The sequence below is a fragment of the Nonomuraea sp. K271 genome (assembly GCF_009908215.1).
Classification (GTDB): Bacteria; Actinomycetota; Actinomycetes; order Streptosporangiales; family Streptosporangiaceae; genus Nonomuraea; species Nonomuraea longispora.
In genome coordinates this window covers 1-17,132 of sequence record NZ_JAAAHR010000126.1, presented here as the reverse complement: position 1 = coordinate 17,132, position 17,132 = coordinate 1, and the positions used below count along the sequence as shown (strand labels likewise).

Annotated in this window: 21 protein-coding genes; 11 read left to right on the top strand and 10 right to left on the bottom strand. The window is 71.4% G+C overall.

Annotation, left to right across the window (positions count from 1 at the left end; genetic code table 11):
* The first annotated feature begins 35 nt into the window (after positions 1 to 35).
* A complete protein-coding gene (locus GUY59_RS33195) occupies positions 36 to 824 on the top strand; it encodes a TetR/AcrR family transcriptional regulator (protein WP_161714817.1) in 789 nt (262 codons plus the stop codon).
* Here GUY59_RS33195 and GUY59_RS33190 read toward each other — a convergent pair.
* The gene (locus GUY59_RS33190; RefSeq protein ID WP_138207028.1) at positions 803 to 1,498 is read right to left on the bottom strand and encodes an SDR family NAD(P)-dependent oxidoreductase; all 696 of its coding nucleotides are present in this window, start codon (positions 1,496 to 1,498) and stop codon (positions 803 to 805) included. The two genes, GUY59_RS33195 and GUY59_RS33190, sit on opposite strands and share 22 nt — an antisense overlap.
* 103 nt (positions 1,499 to 1,601) lie before the next feature.
* Between GUY59_RS33190 and GUY59_RS33185 the strand changes: the two genes are divergently transcribed.
* Positions 1,602 to 2,453 carry a helix-turn-helix domain-containing protein gene (locus GUY59_RS33185; RefSeq protein WP_138207030.1) on the top strand — a complete coding sequence of 284 codons (852 nt, stop codon included), beginning with the start codon at positions 1,602 to 1,604 and terminating at the stop codon, positions 2,451 to 2,453.
* Positions 2,454 to 2,703: 250 nt separating this feature from the next.
* On the opposite strand, the gene GUY59_RS33180 is transcribed toward GUY59_RS33185, so the two are convergent.
* Both GUY59_RS33180 and GUY59_RS33175 read right to left on the bottom strand, forming a co-directional pair.
* A complete protein-coding gene (locus GUY59_RS33180; protein WP_201761640.1) occupies positions 2,704 to 4,164 on the bottom strand; it encodes an MFS transporter in 1,461 nt (486 codons plus the stop codon).
* A gap of 9 nt (positions 4,165 to 4,173) precedes the next feature.
* On the bottom strand, positions 4,174 to 4,785 hold the full coding sequence (locus GUY59_RS33175; protein ID WP_138207032.1) for a TetR/AcrR family transcriptional regulator: 612 nt from the start codon (positions 4,783 to 4,785) through the stop codon (positions 4,174 to 4,176).
* 125 nt (positions 4,786 to 4,910) lie between these two features.
* Between GUY59_RS33175 and GUY59_RS33170 the strand changes: the two genes are divergently transcribed.
* From GUY59_RS33170 to GUY59_RS33160, 3 genes are read left to right on the top strand one after another with little or no spacing between them, the layout of a single operon-like run.
* Positions 4,911 to 5,774 (top strand): SDR family oxidoreductase, encoded by an 864-nt coding sequence (locus GUY59_RS33170; RefSeq protein WP_138207034.1) that lies wholly within the window; start codon positions 4,911 to 4,913, stop codon positions 5,772 to 5,774.
* Between the two features lie 47 nt (positions 5,775 to 5,821).
* A complete protein-coding gene (locus GUY59_RS33165) occupies positions 5,822 to 6,595 on the top strand; it encodes a MerR family transcriptional regulator (RefSeq protein WP_138207036.1) in 774 nt (257 codons plus the stop codon).
* Positions 6,595 to 6,864 carry a hypothetical protein gene (locus tag GUY59_RS33160; protein WP_138207038.1) on the top strand — a complete coding sequence of 90 codons (270 nt, stop codon included), beginning with the start codon at positions 6,595 to 6,597 and terminating at the stop codon, positions 6,862 to 6,864. Before GUY59_RS33165 ends, GUY59_RS33160 begins: the two co-directional genes overlap by 1 nt.
* A 150-nt stretch (positions 6,865 to 7,014) precedes the next feature.
* Here the strand turns inward: GUY59_RS33160 and GUY59_RS33155 are convergent, their stop codons facing one another.
* A complete protein-coding gene (locus GUY59_RS33155) occupies positions 7,015 to 7,908 on the bottom strand; it encodes an NADP-dependent oxidoreductase (protein ID WP_138207040.1) in 894 nt (297 codons plus the stop codon).
* Positions 7,909 to 7,978: 70 nt separating this feature from the next.
* Here GUY59_RS33155 and GUY59_RS33150 point away from each other — a divergent pair, with 70 nt between their 5' ends.
* A complete protein-coding gene (locus GUY59_RS33150; RefSeq protein ID WP_138207042.1) occupies positions 7,979 to 8,614 on the top strand; it encodes a TetR/AcrR family transcriptional regulator in 636 nt (211 codons plus the stop codon).
* A gap of 320 nt (positions 8,615 to 8,934) precedes the next feature.
* Here GUY59_RS33150 and GUY59_RS47800 read toward each other — a convergent pair whose 3' ends face one another.
* Positions 8,935 to 9,354: a twin-arginine translocation signal domain-containing protein gene (locus GUY59_RS47800; protein WP_201761639.1), complete on the bottom strand. Its 420-nt coding sequence runs from the start codon at positions 9,352 to 9,354 to the stop codon at positions 8,935 to 8,937.
* A gap of 376 nt (positions 9,355 to 9,730) precedes the next feature.
* On the opposite strand from GUY59_RS47800, the gene GUY59_RS33140 reads away from it, so the two are divergent.
* Complete coding sequence (locus GUY59_RS33140; RefSeq protein ID WP_138207044.1) at positions 9,731 to 10,954, top strand: cytochrome P450 family protein; 1,224 nt, start codon at positions 9,731 to 9,733, stop codon at positions 10,952 to 10,954.
* A gap of 61 nt (positions 10,955 to 11,015) precedes the next feature.
* Positions 11,016 to 11,861, top strand: coding sequence for an alpha/beta fold hydrolase (locus tag GUY59_RS33135; protein WP_138207046.1), 846 nt, complete (start codon positions 11,016 to 11,018; stop codon positions 11,859 to 11,861).
* Positions 11,862 to 11,974: 113 nt separating this feature from the next.
* On the opposite strand, the gene GUY59_RS33130 is transcribed toward GUY59_RS33135, so the two are convergent.
* The 4 genes from GUY59_RS33130 to thyX form a co-directional block, all read right to left on the bottom strand.
* Positions 11,975 to 12,586: a winged helix-turn-helix domain-containing protein gene (locus GUY59_RS33130; protein WP_354534093.1), complete on the bottom strand. Its 612-nt coding sequence runs from the start codon at positions 12,584 to 12,586 to the stop codon at positions 11,975 to 11,977.
* The gene (locus tag GUY59_RS51500) at positions 12,528 to 12,653 is read right to left on the bottom strand and encodes a hypothetical protein (RefSeq protein ID WP_354534095.1); all 126 of its coding nucleotides are present in this window, start codon (positions 12,651 to 12,653) and stop codon (positions 12,528 to 12,530) included. The genes GUY59_RS33130 and GUY59_RS51500 overlap by 59 nt, the downstream gene beginning before the upstream one ends.
* Positions 12,654 to 12,681: 28 nt before the next feature.
* Positions 12,682 to 12,807: a hypothetical protein gene (locus GUY59_RS50210; protein WP_269128972.1), complete on the bottom strand. Its 126-nt coding sequence runs from the start codon at positions 12,805 to 12,807 to the stop codon at positions 12,682 to 12,684.
* 154 nt (positions 12,808 to 12,961) lie between these two features.
* Complete coding sequence (gene thyX, locus GUY59_RS33125; protein ID WP_138207048.1) at positions 12,962 to 13,744, bottom strand: FAD-dependent thymidylate synthase; 783 nt, start codon at positions 13,742 to 13,744, stop codon at positions 12,962 to 12,964.
* Positions 13,745 to 13,851: 107 nt separating this feature from the next.
* Here thyX and GUY59_RS33120 point away from each other — a divergent pair, with 107 nt between their 5' ends.
* Complete coding sequence (locus GUY59_RS33120; protein WP_138207050.1) at positions 13,852 to 15,072, top strand: sensor histidine kinase; 1,221 nt, start codon at positions 13,852 to 13,854, stop codon at positions 15,070 to 15,072.
* Entirely contained in the window at positions 15,069 to 15,752 is a 684-nt protein-coding gene (locus tag GUY59_RS33115) for a response regulator (protein ID WP_138207052.1), read from the top strand. Before GUY59_RS33120 ends, GUY59_RS33115 begins: the two co-directional genes overlap by 4 nt.
* A gap of 26 nt (positions 15,753 to 15,778) precedes the next feature.
* Here GUY59_RS33115 and GUY59_RS33110 read toward each other — a convergent pair whose 3' ends face one another.
* The gene (locus GUY59_RS33110) at positions 15,779 to 16,282 is read right to left on the bottom strand and encodes a hypothetical protein (RefSeq protein ID WP_138207054.1); all 504 of its coding nucleotides are present in this window, start codon (positions 16,280 to 16,282) and stop codon (positions 15,779 to 15,781) included.
* 197 nt (positions 16,283 to 16,479) lie between these two features.
* Here GUY59_RS33110 and GUY59_RS33105 point away from each other — a divergent pair.
* On the top strand, positions 16,480 to 17,132 hold a 653-nt coding region (locus GUY59_RS33105), incomplete at its 3' end, for a hypothetical protein (RefSeq protein ID WP_161714816.1).

The following is a 17,132-nucleotide window of genomic DNA, read 5'->3' as shown; positions in this document are numbered from 1 at the left end:
TATCGGTAGGGGTTGTTGCCTGTTAGCATCGATACATGGCTAGCTCGAACAAACGGGACGCGATCCTCGACGCCGCGGCTGACCTTCTCGCGCGTGAAGGCAGGGACGCCGTCTCGACCAGGGCCGTCTGCAAGGCCGCAGGCGTGCAGGCGCCCATCCTCTACCGGCTGTTCGGCGACAAGCAGGGGCTCCTGGACGCCGTCGCCAGCCGGGGACTCGCCGCCTACATCGCCGAGAAGCGCCGCATCACCCCCAGCGGCGATCCCGTCGAGGACCTGCGGCGCGGTTGGGACCTGCACGTCGGCTTCGGCCTCGCCGAACCCGCTCTCTACGCCCTGATCTACGGCAGCCCCCGGCCGGGCGCCGAGCCCGAAGGCGCCAAGCAGGCCGCCGAGATCCTCGCCGGCCTCGTGCACCGTGTCGCCCTGGCCGGCCGGCTGCGCGTCCCCGAGGAACGGGCGGCGCGCGTGGTCCACGCGGCCGGGCGCGGCACCACGCTGTCCCTGATCGCCATGCCGGAGGCCGAGCGCGACATGGAGGCCGCCAGGATCGTGCGGGAAGCGGTCATCCACTCGATCACCGAGCCCGCCCCGTCCGCCCCGTCCGCCGATCCCTCCTCCGGCCCCTCCAACGGGCACGTCCGGACCGGCAGCGACGTCGTCGCCGGCGCCATCACCCTCAAGGCCTCCCTGGGCGACCTGGAGGTCCTCACCCCCTCCGAGAGCCGGCTGCTGGGCGACTGGCTCGACCGCATCATCGAAGGCCAGGCCGCCCGGCCACAGGCCACGAGCTCAGAGACGCCTCACCAGGCCACCGCCCCGTAACGGTCGCGGAAGGCCCCGGTCGGCCCGTCCGCGCCGATGGTGGCGAGTTCCACGATCGCGTCGGTCCCCTCGGTCACGGTCTGCGGACCGCTGTGCCCGTTGAAGTCGGTCGCGGTGTAACCAGGATCGGCCGCGTTCACCTTCACATCCGTCCAGGCCTTCGCGTACTGCGTCGTCAACATCGTCACGGCCGCCTTCGACGCCGTGTAGAGCGGCGTGACGACCTTCGACTCCGTACGTCCGGCGTCGTGCGTCACCGCGAACGACCCCATGCCGCTCGACACGTTGACGACGACCGGGTTCGCCGACCTGCGCAGGAGGGGCAGGAAGGCGTGCGTCACCCGTACCAGCCCGACGACGTTGACCTCGAACACCTCCCTGGCGTCGGCGGCTGTGATCCGGTCGGCGGGCTCGTGCGTGCCGTGCACGCCCGCGTTGTTGACGAGCACGTCGACGAACCCCTCGTGCGCTTCGACGTCGGCGACGGCCGCGGCCACCGACGCGTCGTCGGTCACGTCGATCCGCACGAAACGGGCACCGAGCGCGTCGGCCGCCGCCCGCCCGCGCCTTGGATCGCGAGCGCCGACGAGCACGGTGTGGCCGGCCTCGATCAGCCGGCGCGCGGTCTCGTACCCGAGGGACTTGTTGGCTCCTGTGATGAACGTTGTGGTCATGAGCTCACCCTGCGCCCGGCGGCGAGAGCCGAACCAGTACCCTCCGCGACGGTGGGACCGCCAGTACCAGGCAGAACAGCACAACCTTGGGCATGATGGACTCGTGGACGAGACCCTCGGCAAGGCCCTGCGCCGCTGGCGCGACCGGCTCTCTCCCGCCGACGTCGGGCGGATCCCGACGCGCGGGCGACGCGCCGCGGGGTTGCGCCGCGAGGAACTGGCCGAGATCGCGGGGCTGTCGGTCGACTACGTCGTACGGCTGGAGCAAGGGCGTGCCACCAGCCCTTCCGCGCAGGTCGTCGCCAGCCTGGCCAGGGCGCTGCAGCTCGACCCGGTGGAGCGTGACCACGCGTACCGGCTGGCCGGGCTCCTCCCGCCACGGGAAGGCACGATCTCCACGCACGTCCCGCCGGGGGTGCAGCGCATGCTGGCACGCCTCGGGGAGTTCCCCGTCGGGGTGTTCAGCGCCGACTGGACCCTGCTGTCCTGGACCTCCGCGTGGGCGGCGCTGCTGGGCGACCCCGGCGCGCGGACGTGGGCCGAGCGCAACCTGGTGCGGGCGGTCTTCGCCACCGGGCCCAGCGGGCTCGCCGCCTGGCCCGTGCTCAACGACGGCGACGCTCTCAACCGCGCCCTGATCGCCGACCTGCGTACGGCACTCGTCGACCACCCCCACGACCGCGGGCTGACCGACCTGATCGCCGAACTGCGCTCCAGCAACGCGCAGTTCGCCCGGCTGTGGGACGGAGGGGCGGTCGGCCGGCACGTCTCAGCCCGCAAGATCATCGTCCACCCGCAGGTCGGCGACGTGACGTGCGACTGCGACGTGCTCACCGTGCCCGGCTGCGACGTCCGGCTCGTCGTCTACACGGTGGCCGCGGGATCCGCAGACGCGGAGAAACTGGAGTTCCTGCGGGTCACGAACGGGGCCTCACCTCGCACTCCCGCACTGTGACGGCCCCGCAGGGCGGCCGTTGTCCTGCTATGTGTTGTGCCGGGCCGCCGTTGTGAGCTGTTCGTCTGGTTTGGGGGAAGGCGGACAAGCTTTTTGGGAAACCCCTCGGGCTGGGCGCCGCACTGCGTGCCTTCGGCCCGCTGATCCCGCCGTTGACGGTGATGTCTCACGTTCTGGGCGGTGTGTTCCGGTCTCTTCTGTGGCCTTCGGGTCGTTCGCGGGCCTGTGTCTGTGCGAGGCGACTCGGTTGTCAGGCCGAGGGTGCGGTGGCGGTGCGTCGTAGCGCCAGACTGATGACCATCGCGAGCGCCATCGCGGCCGTTCCCGCCCAGGCGGCGGTGGTGAAGCCGGTTTCGGCGGGGAAGGTGGAGCCGGCGCCGGTGTGGGCGGCGAGCACCAGCCCGGCGAGCGCGCTGCCGATGGAGAAGCCGACGCTGCGCACGACCTGGTTGACGCTCATCGCGCTGGAGGTCTCCTCCGGCGGGACGGCGGCCAGGATCGTGGTCGCCATCGCGGCGGCGAAGACGCCGACGCCCAGCCCGAGCAGGCCCATGACCGCGAACGCCAGCCACAGGTGGCCGCGGGCGAGCGCGAACGCCACGAGCGCCGCCAGGACAACGCCGCTCCCGCCGGCCAGGACCGTCATGGCCCGCCCGCGCAGCCGGGGCACCAGTTTGCCGCCCGCGAAGCCCAGCACCGAGAACGGCACGAGCACCAGGCCGGCGACGAAGACGTCCAGGCCGAAGCCGTACCCGGCCGGCTCGGGCGTCTGCACGTAGCGGGTGACCAGGGACAGCAGCAGGTACATGCCGACCCCGCCGAGGAGCATGATCACGTTGGCGCCGGCCACTGCCGGGTGCCGTAGCAGGGAGAGGTCCACCAGCGGGGCGGCGCACCGGCGTTCGCGGCGCACCCAGGCGGTGAGCAGCACGGCCGCGGCGGCCGGCAGCGCGGCGGCGAGCGCCGGGTACCCGGTCCACAGGGTGGTCTGGCTGATCGCCAGGGACAGGGCGATGAGACCGGCGCTGAGGAGCGCGGCCGCGGGCACGTCGACGGCCGCCGACCGGCCCGGGGGCGGCTGCGGCACCGCCCGCCAGGCCGCGGCCAGCGCGGTCGCGGTGATCAGCAGGCCGAGCCCGTACGCCGCCCGCAGTCCGGCGACGGAGGTGAGGAGTCCGGCCAGTGGGTAGCCGATGCCGATGCCGACGGTGGACGCCACCGACAGCAGCGCGATCGCCGCACCGGAGCGCTGCCCCGGCAGGTGGTCGCGGGCCACGCCCATCATCAACGCGGGCAGGCCCAGGCCGGCGCCCTGGGCGACGCGCCCGGCCAGCAGCCAGCCGAACGCCGGCGGCACCACGGTCAGCAGGCTGCCGGCCACCACCACCGCGAGGGTGACGATGATGACCTGGCGCCTGAGCGGCCCGGCGCCAAGGCGCCCGAGCACGGGGGTGGCGACCGCTCCCACCAGGAGCGGGGCGGTGAGCGTCCACTGGGCGGCGGCCAGCGGGACACCGAACTCGCCCGCGACCTCGGTGATGAGCGGCGCCCCTAAGCTGCCCACCACCGCCACGACCAGGGCGATGAACATCAACGCGGGCACCAGCAACCGGCCCCCGGCCCCTGGACGGGACTCGTGCGCGGTGCTGGTCATCGGCTCGTCTCGGTGTCCCGGCGTCGACACGCCGCCGACCTTACCGTGACGGGTCACGCCTACGAGTCAGGGGCGTGGGCGCAGTCCGTTGAGCGCGGTCTCGACGACGCTGTCGGCATAGCCGGGGGTGAGCGCTCCGGTGCGCTGGAGCCAGCGGTTGAGCAGCGGCCCCCAGATCAGGTCGACGGCCACGTCGAGGTCGAGGTCGCCGGCCAGTTGACCGGCCCGCTGGGCGCTGCGCAGGCGACCTCTTTTCAGCTCTCTCATGGGGCCGTCCAGGCGTTCGGCGTAGAGGGCGGCGAGTGCGGGATCGTGCGTGATCTCCGTGTTGAGCGCGCGCATCGGCTCGTCGTAGCGCGGGTCGTTGAGCTCTTCGATGGTGGCCCGCAGCACCGCTTTCAGGTCCGCCTCCAGGTCGCCGGTGTCGGGCAGGGCGCTGTCTCCGGTGTCCGGCTGTTCGCTGAGCATGAGGAAGGCGTCGAAGAGGACCGCTCCCTTCGAGGGCCACCAGCGGTAGATGGTCTGCTTGCCGACGCCGGCCCGCGCCGCGATGCCCTCGATGCTGAGCTTGGCGTATCCCACCTCCTGCACCAGCGCGAAGGCCGCGGTGAGGATGGCCCGCCGGGAGGCCTCGTTCCGGCGGGGCGCAGGGGAGGGCGGCTTGCGCTGTGTCGTCATGCCGCCAACCTAACAAAGGTTGAGACGAGACGGTCCGTCTTGACTCGGTGATGGAGGGGTTGTACGGTCGCCTCACAAGACGAGACGGACCGTCTCGCCGTACAGATGCGATCGGAGCTCCACCCATGCGCACCCCGAACACCGTCTCCTCCACCCGCACCTGGTTCGTCACGGGAGCCGGCCGCGGCCTGGGCCGGGCGTTCACCCTCGCCGCGCTGGAGCGCGGCGATCGCGTGGCCGCCGCCGCCCGGACCGTCAAGCGACAGGACCTCGACGACCGGTACGGAGATCGGCTCCTCGTCCTGCCCCTGGACGTGACCGACCGCGACGCGGTGTTCGCCGCCGTCGGCACCGCGGTCGAGCATTTCGGCCGGCTCGACATCGTGGTGAACAACGCCGGCACCCTGTACTTGGGCATGATCGAGGAGTTCACCGAAGCCCAGGCGCGCGCCCAGCTGGAGGTCAACTTCTTCGGGGCGATGTGGGTCTGCCAGGCCGTCCTGCCGCACCTGCGCGCTCAGGGCTGCGGTCACATCGTGCAGCTCTCCAGCATCGGCGCCCTGGGCGGCTTCCCCAGCACGGGGATGTACAGCGCGAGCAAGTTCGCGCTGGAGGGCATGAGCGAGGCGCTGGCGATGGAGGCCGCACCGTTCGGCGTCAAGGTCAGCATCGTCCAGCCCGGCGGCTACTGGACCGACCTCTACACCAACATGACGACGACGTCGCCAGCGCCGGAGTACGGCCCGTTGCGCGCCGAGCTGGAAAGACAGTGGGCCGAGGGCTCGATCGACAGCGCGCCGCGGCTGGCCGCGGAGGCGCTGCTGAAGCTGGTCGACAGCGCGGACCCGCCGCTGCGGCTGCTGCTCGGCAGCATGGTCTACGACCTGGCCTTCGACATCTCCCGGCGGCGGATGGAGACCTGGGCCGCATGGGAGCAGGTCAGCCGTGATGCCGAACACGCCGTACCCGCCCCAGGAAACGCCGGCTGACCACGCCGGGTGGACCATCCCACAGAGGGAGACACCATGCTGGGGGCATGGACGAGGGACTGCTGCCGATCGGGCAGTTCGCCAGGCTCAGCCGGCTGAGCGTCAAACAGGTGCGGCACTACGCCCAGCTCGGCCTGCTGGTGCCCGCGTACGTCGACGAGCACACCGGCTATCGCTACTTCCGGCAGGAGCAGGCGCGCGCCGCGCTGTCGATCGGGCTGCTGCGCTCGCTCGACGTCCCGCTCGCCGCCATCGCACAGGTGCTGTCCGGCACGTCCGGCGTCCTGGAGGAGGTGCACGAGCGGCTGGAAGCCGAGCTGGCCAGGCGCCGATCGACGCTGGCCGCCCTGGAACGCGTCATGGCGGAGGGCCTGCCGTCCCCTCCGATCACGGTGGTCACAGAACCGGCGCGGCGGGTGGCGGTGGTCACGACGGCGGCGGCGGATCCGTCGGAGATCGGCGCGGCCACCTCGGCGGCCATCGCCGGTCTGCTGCGCGCCGGGCCGCCGGACGTCGCGCCTGAGCTCATCGGCCTGTTCCCGCTCGACTTCGGCGAGCCCGTCCCCGTCACCGTCGCTCTGGTCTGCGAGGAGCGGGTGGCGGGGGCCGAGCCGGACGTGCTGCCGGGCGGCCGGTTCGCCCGCGCCACGCACGTCGGACCGTACGACCAGATCGGGTTGACCGCGTACGCGCTGCTGTCCTGGTGCGCGGAGCGGGTCGGCCCCGTCCGCGGCCCGATCCGCGAGGTGTACGTGTCGGACCCGGCGACCACCCCGCCCGACCGGCTGATCACCCACCTGATGATTCCCCTGGAGGAGTAGTGACACCGAAAGTGGTCCACTACGGACCTGTCACCTGCCTGAACGTCACCGGCATGGCAGAGCCCGGCGGCGCCGAGCACGTCTCCGCCATCGGCGCCCTGTACGCCGTGGCCTCCGCCATGGGCGGTCCGGCGGGGCCGCTGGAGGGACGCTGGTGGGTGGAGGACACCACCCGGTCGCCGCTGGAGGTACCGCGCGATCAGTGGCGATGGCACCTGCTGCTGCCGCTGCCCGGTGTACCCGAGCCGGGGAGGGCCGAGGCGGCGTGAGAGCGGGCCCGCGCGTCCGGAGCGGCCGTCGATTGTACCTGACCGAGTTCACCGATCCACGGCCCAGGACGGTGCTCAGGCAGCCGGTGGCGCCCGGCTGATCCCGCCGTGGGCAGTGGTGTCCGCGTGCGGCGGGCGGATGGCGGCGCTTCAGACGATGATGACCCGGCGGCCGCGCGTGTGGCCGGCGTGGCTGTCGATGTGCGCCTGCGCGGCCTCGTCGAGCGTGTACGACTTCGCGATGGGGATGTGAAGCCTTCCCCGCGAGATGAGGTGAGCGGCTTCGGCGAGCGCGTTGTGCATGTTGCCGGCCACGTCGGCGAACCGCACGCCGAGCTCCGGTGCGCCGAGGTCGGCGATGGAGACCACCTTCCCCGGGTCCCCGGTCAGCTCGACGAGCTCGCGGATCACGCCGGAACCGGCCAGGTCGAGGGCCGCGTCGACGGGGCCGAGCCGCCGCACCCGCTCGACCCAGCCTTCGCCGTACGTCGTGGCGAGGGCGCCCAGGCCACGCAGATAGGCCTGGTTCGCGGCCCCAGCCGTGCCGATCACCTTGACGCCGCGTTCGCGGGCGATCTGCAGCACCGCCGACCCGACACCTCCGGACGCACCGCTGACCAGCAGGGTCTGCCCTGCCCGCACACCGACCTGGCCGATGATGCGCAGCGCGGTCTCCACCACGGCGGGGTAACCGGCCGCCTCCTCGAACAACAGGCCCTCGGGCATGCGGGCCCAGGCCGACAGCACGGCGAACTCGGCGTAAGTGCTCGCCCCTTCGCCGAACACGTGGTCGCCGGCCTTGACCCCTTCGACGCCCTCGCCGACCTCGTCCACCACTCCTGAGGCGTCGATCCCGACGCCGGAGGGCAGCTCGACCGGGTGAGCCTTCAGCACCTGGCCTTCACGAACCCTCCAGTCAGCGGGGTTCACACCCGCTGCCCGCACGGCGATGCGTACCTGGCCGGGGCCCGCGTGGGGCTCCTCGGCGTCCACGACTTCCAGGACCTCCGGACCGCCGAACTCGGCGAAGCTCACCTTCTTCATGCGGAGGACCGTAGCACTAACGGTTAGTGTTTCAAAACGGTTCTGGTTTTGTGCCTGGTAGTGTCATGGCATGACCGTGCCGCCCGGACGCCGTGAGCGGAAGAAGGCCGCGACCCGCAACAAGATCGCCGACACCGCCCTGCGGCTGTTCCTGGAGCGCGGTTACGACGCGGTGGGCATCCGTGACGTGGCCGCCGAGGCCGACGTGGCCGTCACCACGGTCTTCTCCCACTTCGCCTCGAAAGAGGCCCTGGTGTTCGAGCAGGACGAGAACTTCGAGCAACGCCTCACGCAGGCGGTCACCGGCCGGGCGCCTCATGAGCCGCTCATCCCCGCCCTGCGCCACGAGGTCCACGCCCTGGTGCGGCATTGCACGGCCGACGGAGCCGCCCCGATCTGGCGCATGATCGACGAAACCCCCGCCCTGCGGCAGCACGAAGAGTCGATGAGGCTGCGCCACGCGGAGTCGCTGGCGACGGCCATCGCCGGCGATCTCGGCCTGCCGCAGACCACGACCGCCTGCCGGACGATCGCCAGGTTCGTGATCGACGCCAGTCTGCTGGCCCGTGAGGCGGCCGATCCGCAGGCCGCGGTGGACGAGATCTTCGAGATGATCGAGGCCGCCTGGGAGGTCGCCCGCCCCGATGGACGTCCGCGGCCGGCGAACCCTCCATGGCCGGGCGCCGCACTCGCCGTCGACGGGTAGACGGTGGCCGAGGGCCGCGCAGCCCTGGTCCGCCGCACCGTCAGGAGCGTCGCCAGACCACGCCGCGCTGTTCGCACTCCATCGCGGCTTCGACCTGGATGCTGATGTCGGCGCCCAGTTCGCGGGTGACCAGCCAGAGCCCCAGATCGAGACCGGAGGTGATTCCGCCGGAGGCGATGAGGTCGCCGTCGTCGACGACGCGGGCGTTGACGACCTTCCCTCCTTGCGCGGCGAGTGCGGCCTTGGAGGCGCTGTGGGTCGTGCACGGGCGGCCCCGGGTCCGCCCGGCGGCCGCAGCATGACTCCGCTGCAGACGCCGGTCATGATCCCCCCTGCCTTGTGCGCCCGTACGACGTTCGCGAGGACCTGCTTGTCCTTGAGATGCCGGGACGGTTGTCCAGGCCCCCGCCACCGGGCACGACGAGCACGTCGGCGGCCGTCGGGTTCCAGGTCGTCGCGACGTCGACCTGGAGGCCGAGGACGCAGGCCACCTGGCCGGGCGCGCCCGGCTTCACCAGGGTGACCCGCATCGGCCCGCCGCCGGACTGCACGAGACCCAGCACTTCGAGCGGGCCTGCGAAGTCCTGCACCTCCACTCCTTCGAACATCAGGATCTGGACCCGCAGCGGCCCTTTGCGCTTCGGTCCGGGCGCGGCCGACGCCGCAGACGTCGCCAGCGATCCGAGCGCGGCGGCGCCCGTCGCGGCGGCCGATGTTCTGAGAAAACTTCTGCGTTCCATTAGCCAGCTCTCGAAGTCGCGTTTCCGGCTTATGCTCCGCAATAGAACTCAAGGATCGTGTGTCATCTACGGGTCGCGCCGTGAAACTTGCGTGAAGCGTCTCTTCTCGCGAAAGAACATGTTGCCCCTGCCTTTCCCATTTCATGAGAACTTCACGTTTTCCGTCGTACGCACCACATGATTCCCGCGTTGTATAGCGAGGGCAGGAGTGTTCTGCGTCACACGCACGGCAGAAAGCCGCCATTCGCAGGGTTTACTCGAAACAGCGTCCGGCCGAATGAACGGCACGTTCATCAGAATGTCGTTCCAACGGGCTGGGCGTGGCCGGCTTCCTGGCGTGGCCGTGCGGCCCGCTTCCGAAATTCCGGAGGAAAGCATGGACAACGATCCCTTCGTCATCGATCCCAGCGGTAGCGACGTCCTCGGCGAGGCCGAACGCATTCGCGCGCTCGGCCCGGTCGCCCGCGTCGAAATGCCCGGCGGTGTGCGGGCCTGGGCGGTGAGCGACCAGGCTCTGCTCAGGCGGCTGCTCGTCGATCCACGCGTGTCCAAGGACGCCGGCCGGCACTGGCCTGCCTGGATCAAGGGCGAGATTCCCATGGACTGGCCCCTGTTCCCGTGGGTGGCCGTGCGCAACATGCTCACGGCGTACGGGGCCGACCATCGCCGGTTGCGCGGGCTGATCGCCGGCGCCTTCACCGCGCGCCGCGTCACCGCGCTGCGCCCACGCATCGAGGCGATCACCGGTGACCTGCTGGACGACCTGGCCGGCCTGCCTGCGGGCGCTCCCATCGACTTACGCGACCGCTACACCTACCAGCTGCCGATCAAGGTGATCTGCGAGCTGTTCGGCATCGCTGACGAGGCCACCCGCGTGGAGGTGTCCCGCTGCGTGGACCTGCTGTTCAACGTGGGCAAGGCGCCCGAGGAGAGCGCCGCCGCCTTTCCCCGCCTGCAGGGGCTCCTCAGGGACCTGGTGGCGGAGAAACGCGAACGGCCCGGTGACGACCTCTCCTCCGACCTGATCGCCGCGCGCGACGACACCTCGCCGCTGTCGGAGGAGGAGCTGGTGGACACGCTGGCGTTGTTCGTGAGCGCGGGCCACGAGACCACCGTCAACCTGCTCGGCAACACGATCGTCGCGCTGCTCACCGACCCAGGCCAGCTCGCCCGCGTCCGCGGCGGGGGCGCCACGTGGGACGACGCGATCGAGGAAACGCTGCGCCACCAGGCGCCCGTGCCGAACATGCCGCTGCGCTTCGCCGTCGAGGACATCGACGTCGGCGACGGCGTCACGCTGCGCGCGGGCGAAGCCATCCTCGCCTGCTACGGCGCCGCCGGGCGCGACCCGCTCGTGCACGGGCCGGACGCCGGCCGGTTCGACGTCACTCGCACGGTCAAGGACCATCTGGCCTTCGGCTACGGCGTGCATCACTGCGTCGGCGCGCCGCTGGCCCGGCTGGAGGCCGGGATCGCGCTGCCCGCGCTGTTCGAGCGTTTCCCCGATCTCGCCCTGGCCGCCGCGCCCGGTGAGCTGCTGCCGCTGGAGTCGTTCGTCTCGAACGGGTACCGCGCCCTGCCCGTCAGGCTCGCGCCCTGAATCCCGTGCGAGCGTCCCGCCGGCGCAGAGAACGTCGTATCCGTCAATCAGGGAGCCTTCTATGCCCTCGGCCACCCCGCTGCTGTTCGTTCATGGTTTCTGGCACGGATCCTGGTGCTGGAGCGAAGTCGTCCCCCACGTGGTTGCCGCCGGCCGTCTGGCCGTCGCGGTGGACATGGCGGGGCACGGGCTGTATGCCCGCAGGCCCCGCTGGTTCACCGAACAGCCCTACGACCCCGAGGCCGTCGGTACGGAGGTCTCGCCCGTCGCGAACGTGACCCTCGACGACGCGGCCGCGTTACTGACCTCGCAGATCAAGCAGATCGGCGGCGGTGAGCCGGTAACGGTGGTGGCCCACAGCGCGGCCGGTCCCGTGCTGACGCGAGTGGCCCAGCAGCAGCCCGAACTGGTCGCGCACGCGGTGTACGTGGCCGCGTACATGCCGGCGTCCGGCGTGCCGGCGGCGGCGTACTCGGAGCTGCCGGAGGCCGCCGACGGACTGGTCGTGCCGCTGGTGCAGGGCGACCCCGCCCGGATAGGGGCGATCCGGCTGGACTTCGCCACGGGCGACCCGGTCTACCGCCGGCGACTCTACGAGGCGTTCTACGGTGACGTCGACCGTGCCCTCGCCGACGCCGCCACCGGCCTGCTGACGCCGGACGGTCCGGCCGGCGTCATGGTCGGCACGACCACCCTGACCCGTGACGGCTGGGGTTCGGTGCGGCGGACGTACGTCACCTGCACCAAGGACAGGGCGATCACCCCGACCGTGCAGGCGACGTTCGTCGCCGAGGCCGACGCGGCCTTCCCTGACAACCCGACGTCCGTGGTCACGCTCGACGCCTCCCACTCGCCGTTCTTCTCCATGCCCGACGTGCTGGCCGACGTCGTCACCTCTCTCGGCTGACACCTGGGTGAGCGCGGTGCACGCGGACAGACGCTCCGCGTGCACCGCGCGTTGTCAGGACGCCCGCGGGCGGACGCGCCGCCAGCCGACGACGATCAGGGCGACCAGGCCGATCAGCGGTCCTGAGCTGATGGTCCAGCTGATCGCCAGTGGCGGACCGGGCTAGCGGGTGAAGATGCCGTCGGCCATGCCCTCGATCTGGCCGCTGAGGATGGTGATGGGCGTACGCATCTCGTGGGCGATCTCCGAGACCAGGCGGGCGCGGCGCCGTTCGACGTCGGCGAGCCCCGCGGCCAGCCGGTTGACGTCCTCGGAGTGCTCGCGTCGTCGCCGAGCGCCCGCCGCAACGTGCGCACGTGAACGTCGACCACGCGTTCGTCGCCGAAGAAGTCGTTGCCCCACACGTGCTCGATGAGCCCGCGGCGGGTGAACACCCGGCCCGGCGCCTGGGCCAGCGCCACCAGCAGGTCGAAGTCGAGCGCGGACAACTCCGGCGTGCGGTCGGCGCCGACGGTGACCGTACGGGTGTTCGGGTCGATGACCAGGCCGTCGAAGCGCAGGGTCCGGTCCTCGGCGGCCTGACCGGAAATCTCGGCGCGGCGCAGGATGGCCCGCGCCCGCAGCGCGAGCTCGCGGGCGCTGAACGGCTTGGTGACGTAGTCGTCGCTACCCGCGGTGAAGGCGATGATCCGGTCGACCTCCTCTGTCCTGGCGGTGAGCAGGATCACCGGGCGCCTGGCTGGTCGCCCGGATCCGGCGCAGCACCTCGAACCCGTCGAGTCCGGGCAACATCACGTCGAGCACGACCAGGTCGGGCTGTTCACGGGCGACTCAGCGGCCCGTCCGGAGCCTGTAGGACCTCGAAGCCGTCCGCCTCCAGATAGCCGCGGAGCGTCATCCGGATCTTGGGCTCGTCGTCAACGACCAGAATGCGTTGTGTACTCATGCTCGTCCCTGCCATCGGTCACCGGAAGGGCCTGTGCCTCAGGGGGAGCCGCACGCACCACACCGGCCATATCCGGACAGTCCACCAGAGCATCGTGTGGTGCGTACACGCCGGACCGTGAAGCTTTCGTGAAGCCGGGGGAGCGCCCGCATGGTCACACCTTGCGCCAGCCCGGCACCCAGGCTCCGTCCTCCACCACGTAGTCGCCGAACAGGGCGGGCGCCTCCTCGCGTACGAGCTCGCCGATGCGCTGGAACAGCAGGCGGATCTCCTCCTCCGCGCCGACGGCGGTGCGGGCCTCGATGGTGTGGCGCAGTGTGCGCACGTTGGCCGTCCACACCAGCCCGGTCGCCAGGCCCTCGGGCGCGAACCTGCGCATGAACGACGTGCGGTGCTTCTTCTCCGAGAACGGCACGCCCTCCTCGTCGAGGCCGAAGTGGCCGGCCATCCACCGCTGGAACTGCTCCAGCTGCTCCAGCACGGCCGTGGCCCGCTTCATCAGCTCGTCGTCCTCCTGCGCCCATTCGGGGAACCAGAACGGCAGCTCGTCCAGGCGTACGAACCGCAGCGACTCCTGCGAGATCGCCACGCCGGGACGGTGCCTGACGAGCTCGTGGGTGAGGACGCGGCTCACGTTGTGCAGCACGAAACTGAAGCTGATGTGCTCAAGCACGGAGCCGTGCGCGCTGGCCAGGATGTTACGCAGGTAGTCGTCCTGGTCCTTCCTGATCCGGACCACGTTGGGATTGAGCCCGGGTTCGAAGGAGCGGTAGCAGAGCCGGCCGGCGAACTCGGCGAGGTTCTGGGCGTCGAGGTCGCCGCGGTCGAGCCGCTCCAGCCAGCTCTCGCCGCCGACCTCCGCGAGATAGCGGGCCAGCTCGTCGTAGTCGAGCGACGGACGGGCGACGATGAAGACCTGGGGTTCGACAGTGCGCATGGCCCCAAGTCAACCAGCTCCCGGCCTGGGAACGGCACCTGCCCCGGCCGCAGGTCCCCCATCCTTTCCGAGCACCGGTACCTGGACGCAGTGGTTAGTCTTGCCGGATGTTCGCGAACGTCCCGGGCGTCGTCCGTTCCTGGCCGGGCTCCTGGCGTGCTCGCTCCACGTTCGCCAAGGACGGTGCCCTCGCGGCGCTGCTCACGTCGCTGGCGTTCGTGCCGACGCTGTCCGCCATCTCGGCGCAGCTCGGCGACCTGCCCGGACGTCCGTCGGACGTGCCGGCCCTGGCGCTGGTCCTGGCCCAGTCCGCGCCGCTGGCCGTGCGCCGCCGATGGCCCGCGGCCTGTCTGGCGGTCGTGGGCGCCGCCTTCGCGGTGCACCAGGCGCTGTCCTACCCGCCGACGTTCGCCAGCATCGGGCTGTATCTCGCGGTGTACGCGGCCGGAGCCCACCAGGCGCTGTTCCGGCACGGACTCGCCGCGGCGGCGAGCGCCGGCTACGCCGCCCTGGCGGTCGTCCTGCACGACCTCGGATCGCCCAATCGGGTCCAGGACTTCCTGGCCTTCTACCTGATGCTGGTGGTGGTCTGGCTGGCCGGCGCGGGGATGCGCCGTCGGCAGGCGGAGGAGGCCGAGCGCCGGCGGCTCGCTGCGGACGTGGCCAAGGCGTCCGAACGGGCACGCATCGCCCGCGAGCTGCACGACGTGGTCACGCATCATGTGACCGCCATGGTGGTCCAGGCCGACGCGGCAGGGTTGGTGGTCGGCGCGGCGCCCGACCGGGCCGAGGCCGGGCTCGCCTCCATCGGCGACACCGGGCGGCGGGCCCTCACGGAGCTGCGGCACCTGCTCGGCGTGCTGGAGGCGACCGGCGAGCCGGGCGCCGCGGACGACCGTACACCGGCGCTGGTCGGGATCGGCGAGCTGGTCGAGCAGGCCCGCGCGTCCGGCCAGCCCGTCGAGCTGGCCGAGCACGGGGAGCCGCGGCCCCGGCCCGCGGACGTCGAGCTGGCCGCCTACCGGGTGGTTCAGGAGGCGCTCACCAACGCGGTGAAACACGCGGCAGGACGGCCCACCCGGGTCACGGTGCACCACGACCCCGAACGCATCGCCATCGAGGTGACCAGCGACGGGCCCGCCGGCGCGGCGCCCGCCGTGCCCTCGGGCGGGCGCGGCCTGGAAGGGCTGCGCCGCAGGCTGCGCACGCTCGATGGCGACCTGGTCGCCGCAGGCGGGCCCGGTGGCGGGTTCAGCGTCCGCGCCTCCATCCCCGCCTCCATCCCCGCTTCGGTCCCCGCCTCCACCTCCGCCGGGAGCCGGACATGACCGACACGCCGATCAGGGTGCTCATCTGCGAGGACCAGGAGCTCGTACGGACCGGCTACGTCACCATCTTCTCCGCCCAGCCCGACATGGAGGTGGTCGGGGAGGCCGCCGACGGCCGCGCGGCGGTGGAGGCGGCGCGGCGGCTGCGCCCGGACATCGTCGTGATGGACATCCGGATGCCCGTCCTCGACGGCATCGAGGCCACCAGGCAACTGGCCGGGCCCGGCGTCGCCACCCCGGTGAAAGTGCTGGTCGTCACGACCTTCAACGTCGACGAGTACGTCTACGAAGCCCTCAGGGCCGGGGCGGCCGGCTTCCTGCTCAAGGACACCAGGCCGGCGGAGCTGGTCAACGGCGTGCGGACGATCGTCCGCGGCGAGTCCCTGCTGGCCCCCGCCGTCACCCGCACCCTCATCGGCCACTACGCAGGCCGCCTGCGCCCCGCCGAAACCGCCAATCCGGCCCGGCAGGAGGTCGTACGCGCGCTGACGCCCCGTGAGCTGGAGGTGCTCGTACAGATCGCCGCCGGCCTGTCGAACGCGGAGATCGCCGCCGAACTGTCCATCACCGTCGAGACCGTGAAGACATACGTGTCGCGGATCCTGACGAAACTCGACCTGCGCGACCGCGTGCAGGCGGTCGTCCTCGCCTACCGGGTCGGGCTCGTCTCCGCTAGCTGAGCCACGACCCGGTTCGCGCCGCGCTGTCAGCCGCAGTTGCCCCAATCGTCGCGGCTGCCCGTGGCGAGCGGGCCGCCGTGGCCGCCGCTGCTGATCGAGCCGAGGAACCGCACGCAGTGTCCTGCGGTCTTCTGGGTGACGGCGGCGTAGTGGCCGTACTGGTCCCCGTCCCGCACGACGCCCTCGGCGCCGCTGCCCGAGCTGCGGTAGTGGAGCTCGGCCACGGTCCAGGTGAGGGTGCCGTGCCAGCTCTCCTTGCGGGTCACCACGCAGTTCTCCCCGTACGCGCCGCTCCACAGCAGGTACACCGTGCCGTACCTGGAGCCGTTGCGGTTGATGGCGGAGCGGGAGTCCTGGTTGGTGTAGGACCCGGATGACCAGCCGCATCCGTCCGACGAGCGCACGATGTCGGACAGGGAATGTGCTGAGGCCGGTGCGGGCGCCAAGCCGATCACTGCCGCGGAGAGCAGGAAAGCGGCTGCCCCTGTGCCGGCGAATCGCCGCAGCGGGCGGCGCGAGATTGCGAACATGATCTGCTCCTCGATGTGCCGATTCGTTGGTCCCCCCTGGAACCGGCTCCACATTAGATCGGCAACTAGTGGAAATACGCGGCATATCGGGACATATAACGAGCGAAAAAGGTCATGCGCCTGCGGCCTTGTTGAGCGGCTGCTCAAATCGTACACTTGAGCGATCGCTCAAACGGGATGCCGCGAGAGGACGGCACATGCAGCTGTACATCGAGGCACGCATACGAACCGAGCTCGACCTGCTCTGGCACCGCACCCAGGATCCGGCGCAGCACCGGCGCTGGGATCTGCGCTTCACCCACATCGACCACCTGGCCCGCGCCGAGAGTGAGCCGCAGCGCTTCAGGTACGCGGTCCGCCTCCTGCCCGGTCTCCTCATCTCGGGAACGGGCATCGCCGCGGGCGAGAAACGGCGCCCCGACGGCACCCGCACCTCGGCTCTCCTCTTCGCCTCCCCGCATCCCCTCTCACCGATCGCGCGGGGCCGCGGCTACTGGCGCTACCTCCCGACCGGAGACGGCATCCGGTTCCTCACCGGCTACGACTACGAGCCGCGCTGGGGGCGCCTCGGCCGGATCGCCGACCGGCTCGTCCTCCGGCCGCTCATGGGATGGGCCACCGCCTGGTCGTTCGACCGGCTGCGTTTGTGGTGCGAGCGCGGCATCACGCCCGAACGATCCCTGCGGCACGCCCTCGCCGACGTGGCGGCACGCGCGCTGGCCATCGGGGTGGCCGCGGCGGTGGCGCCCGTGGTCGCCGTACCGGTGGCGATCGCCGCGCTCCTGCTGCCGCCCTCGCATGTCACGCCGGCGGCCCGGCGCTGCCTGCGCCGCCCGCCCGAACACACGGC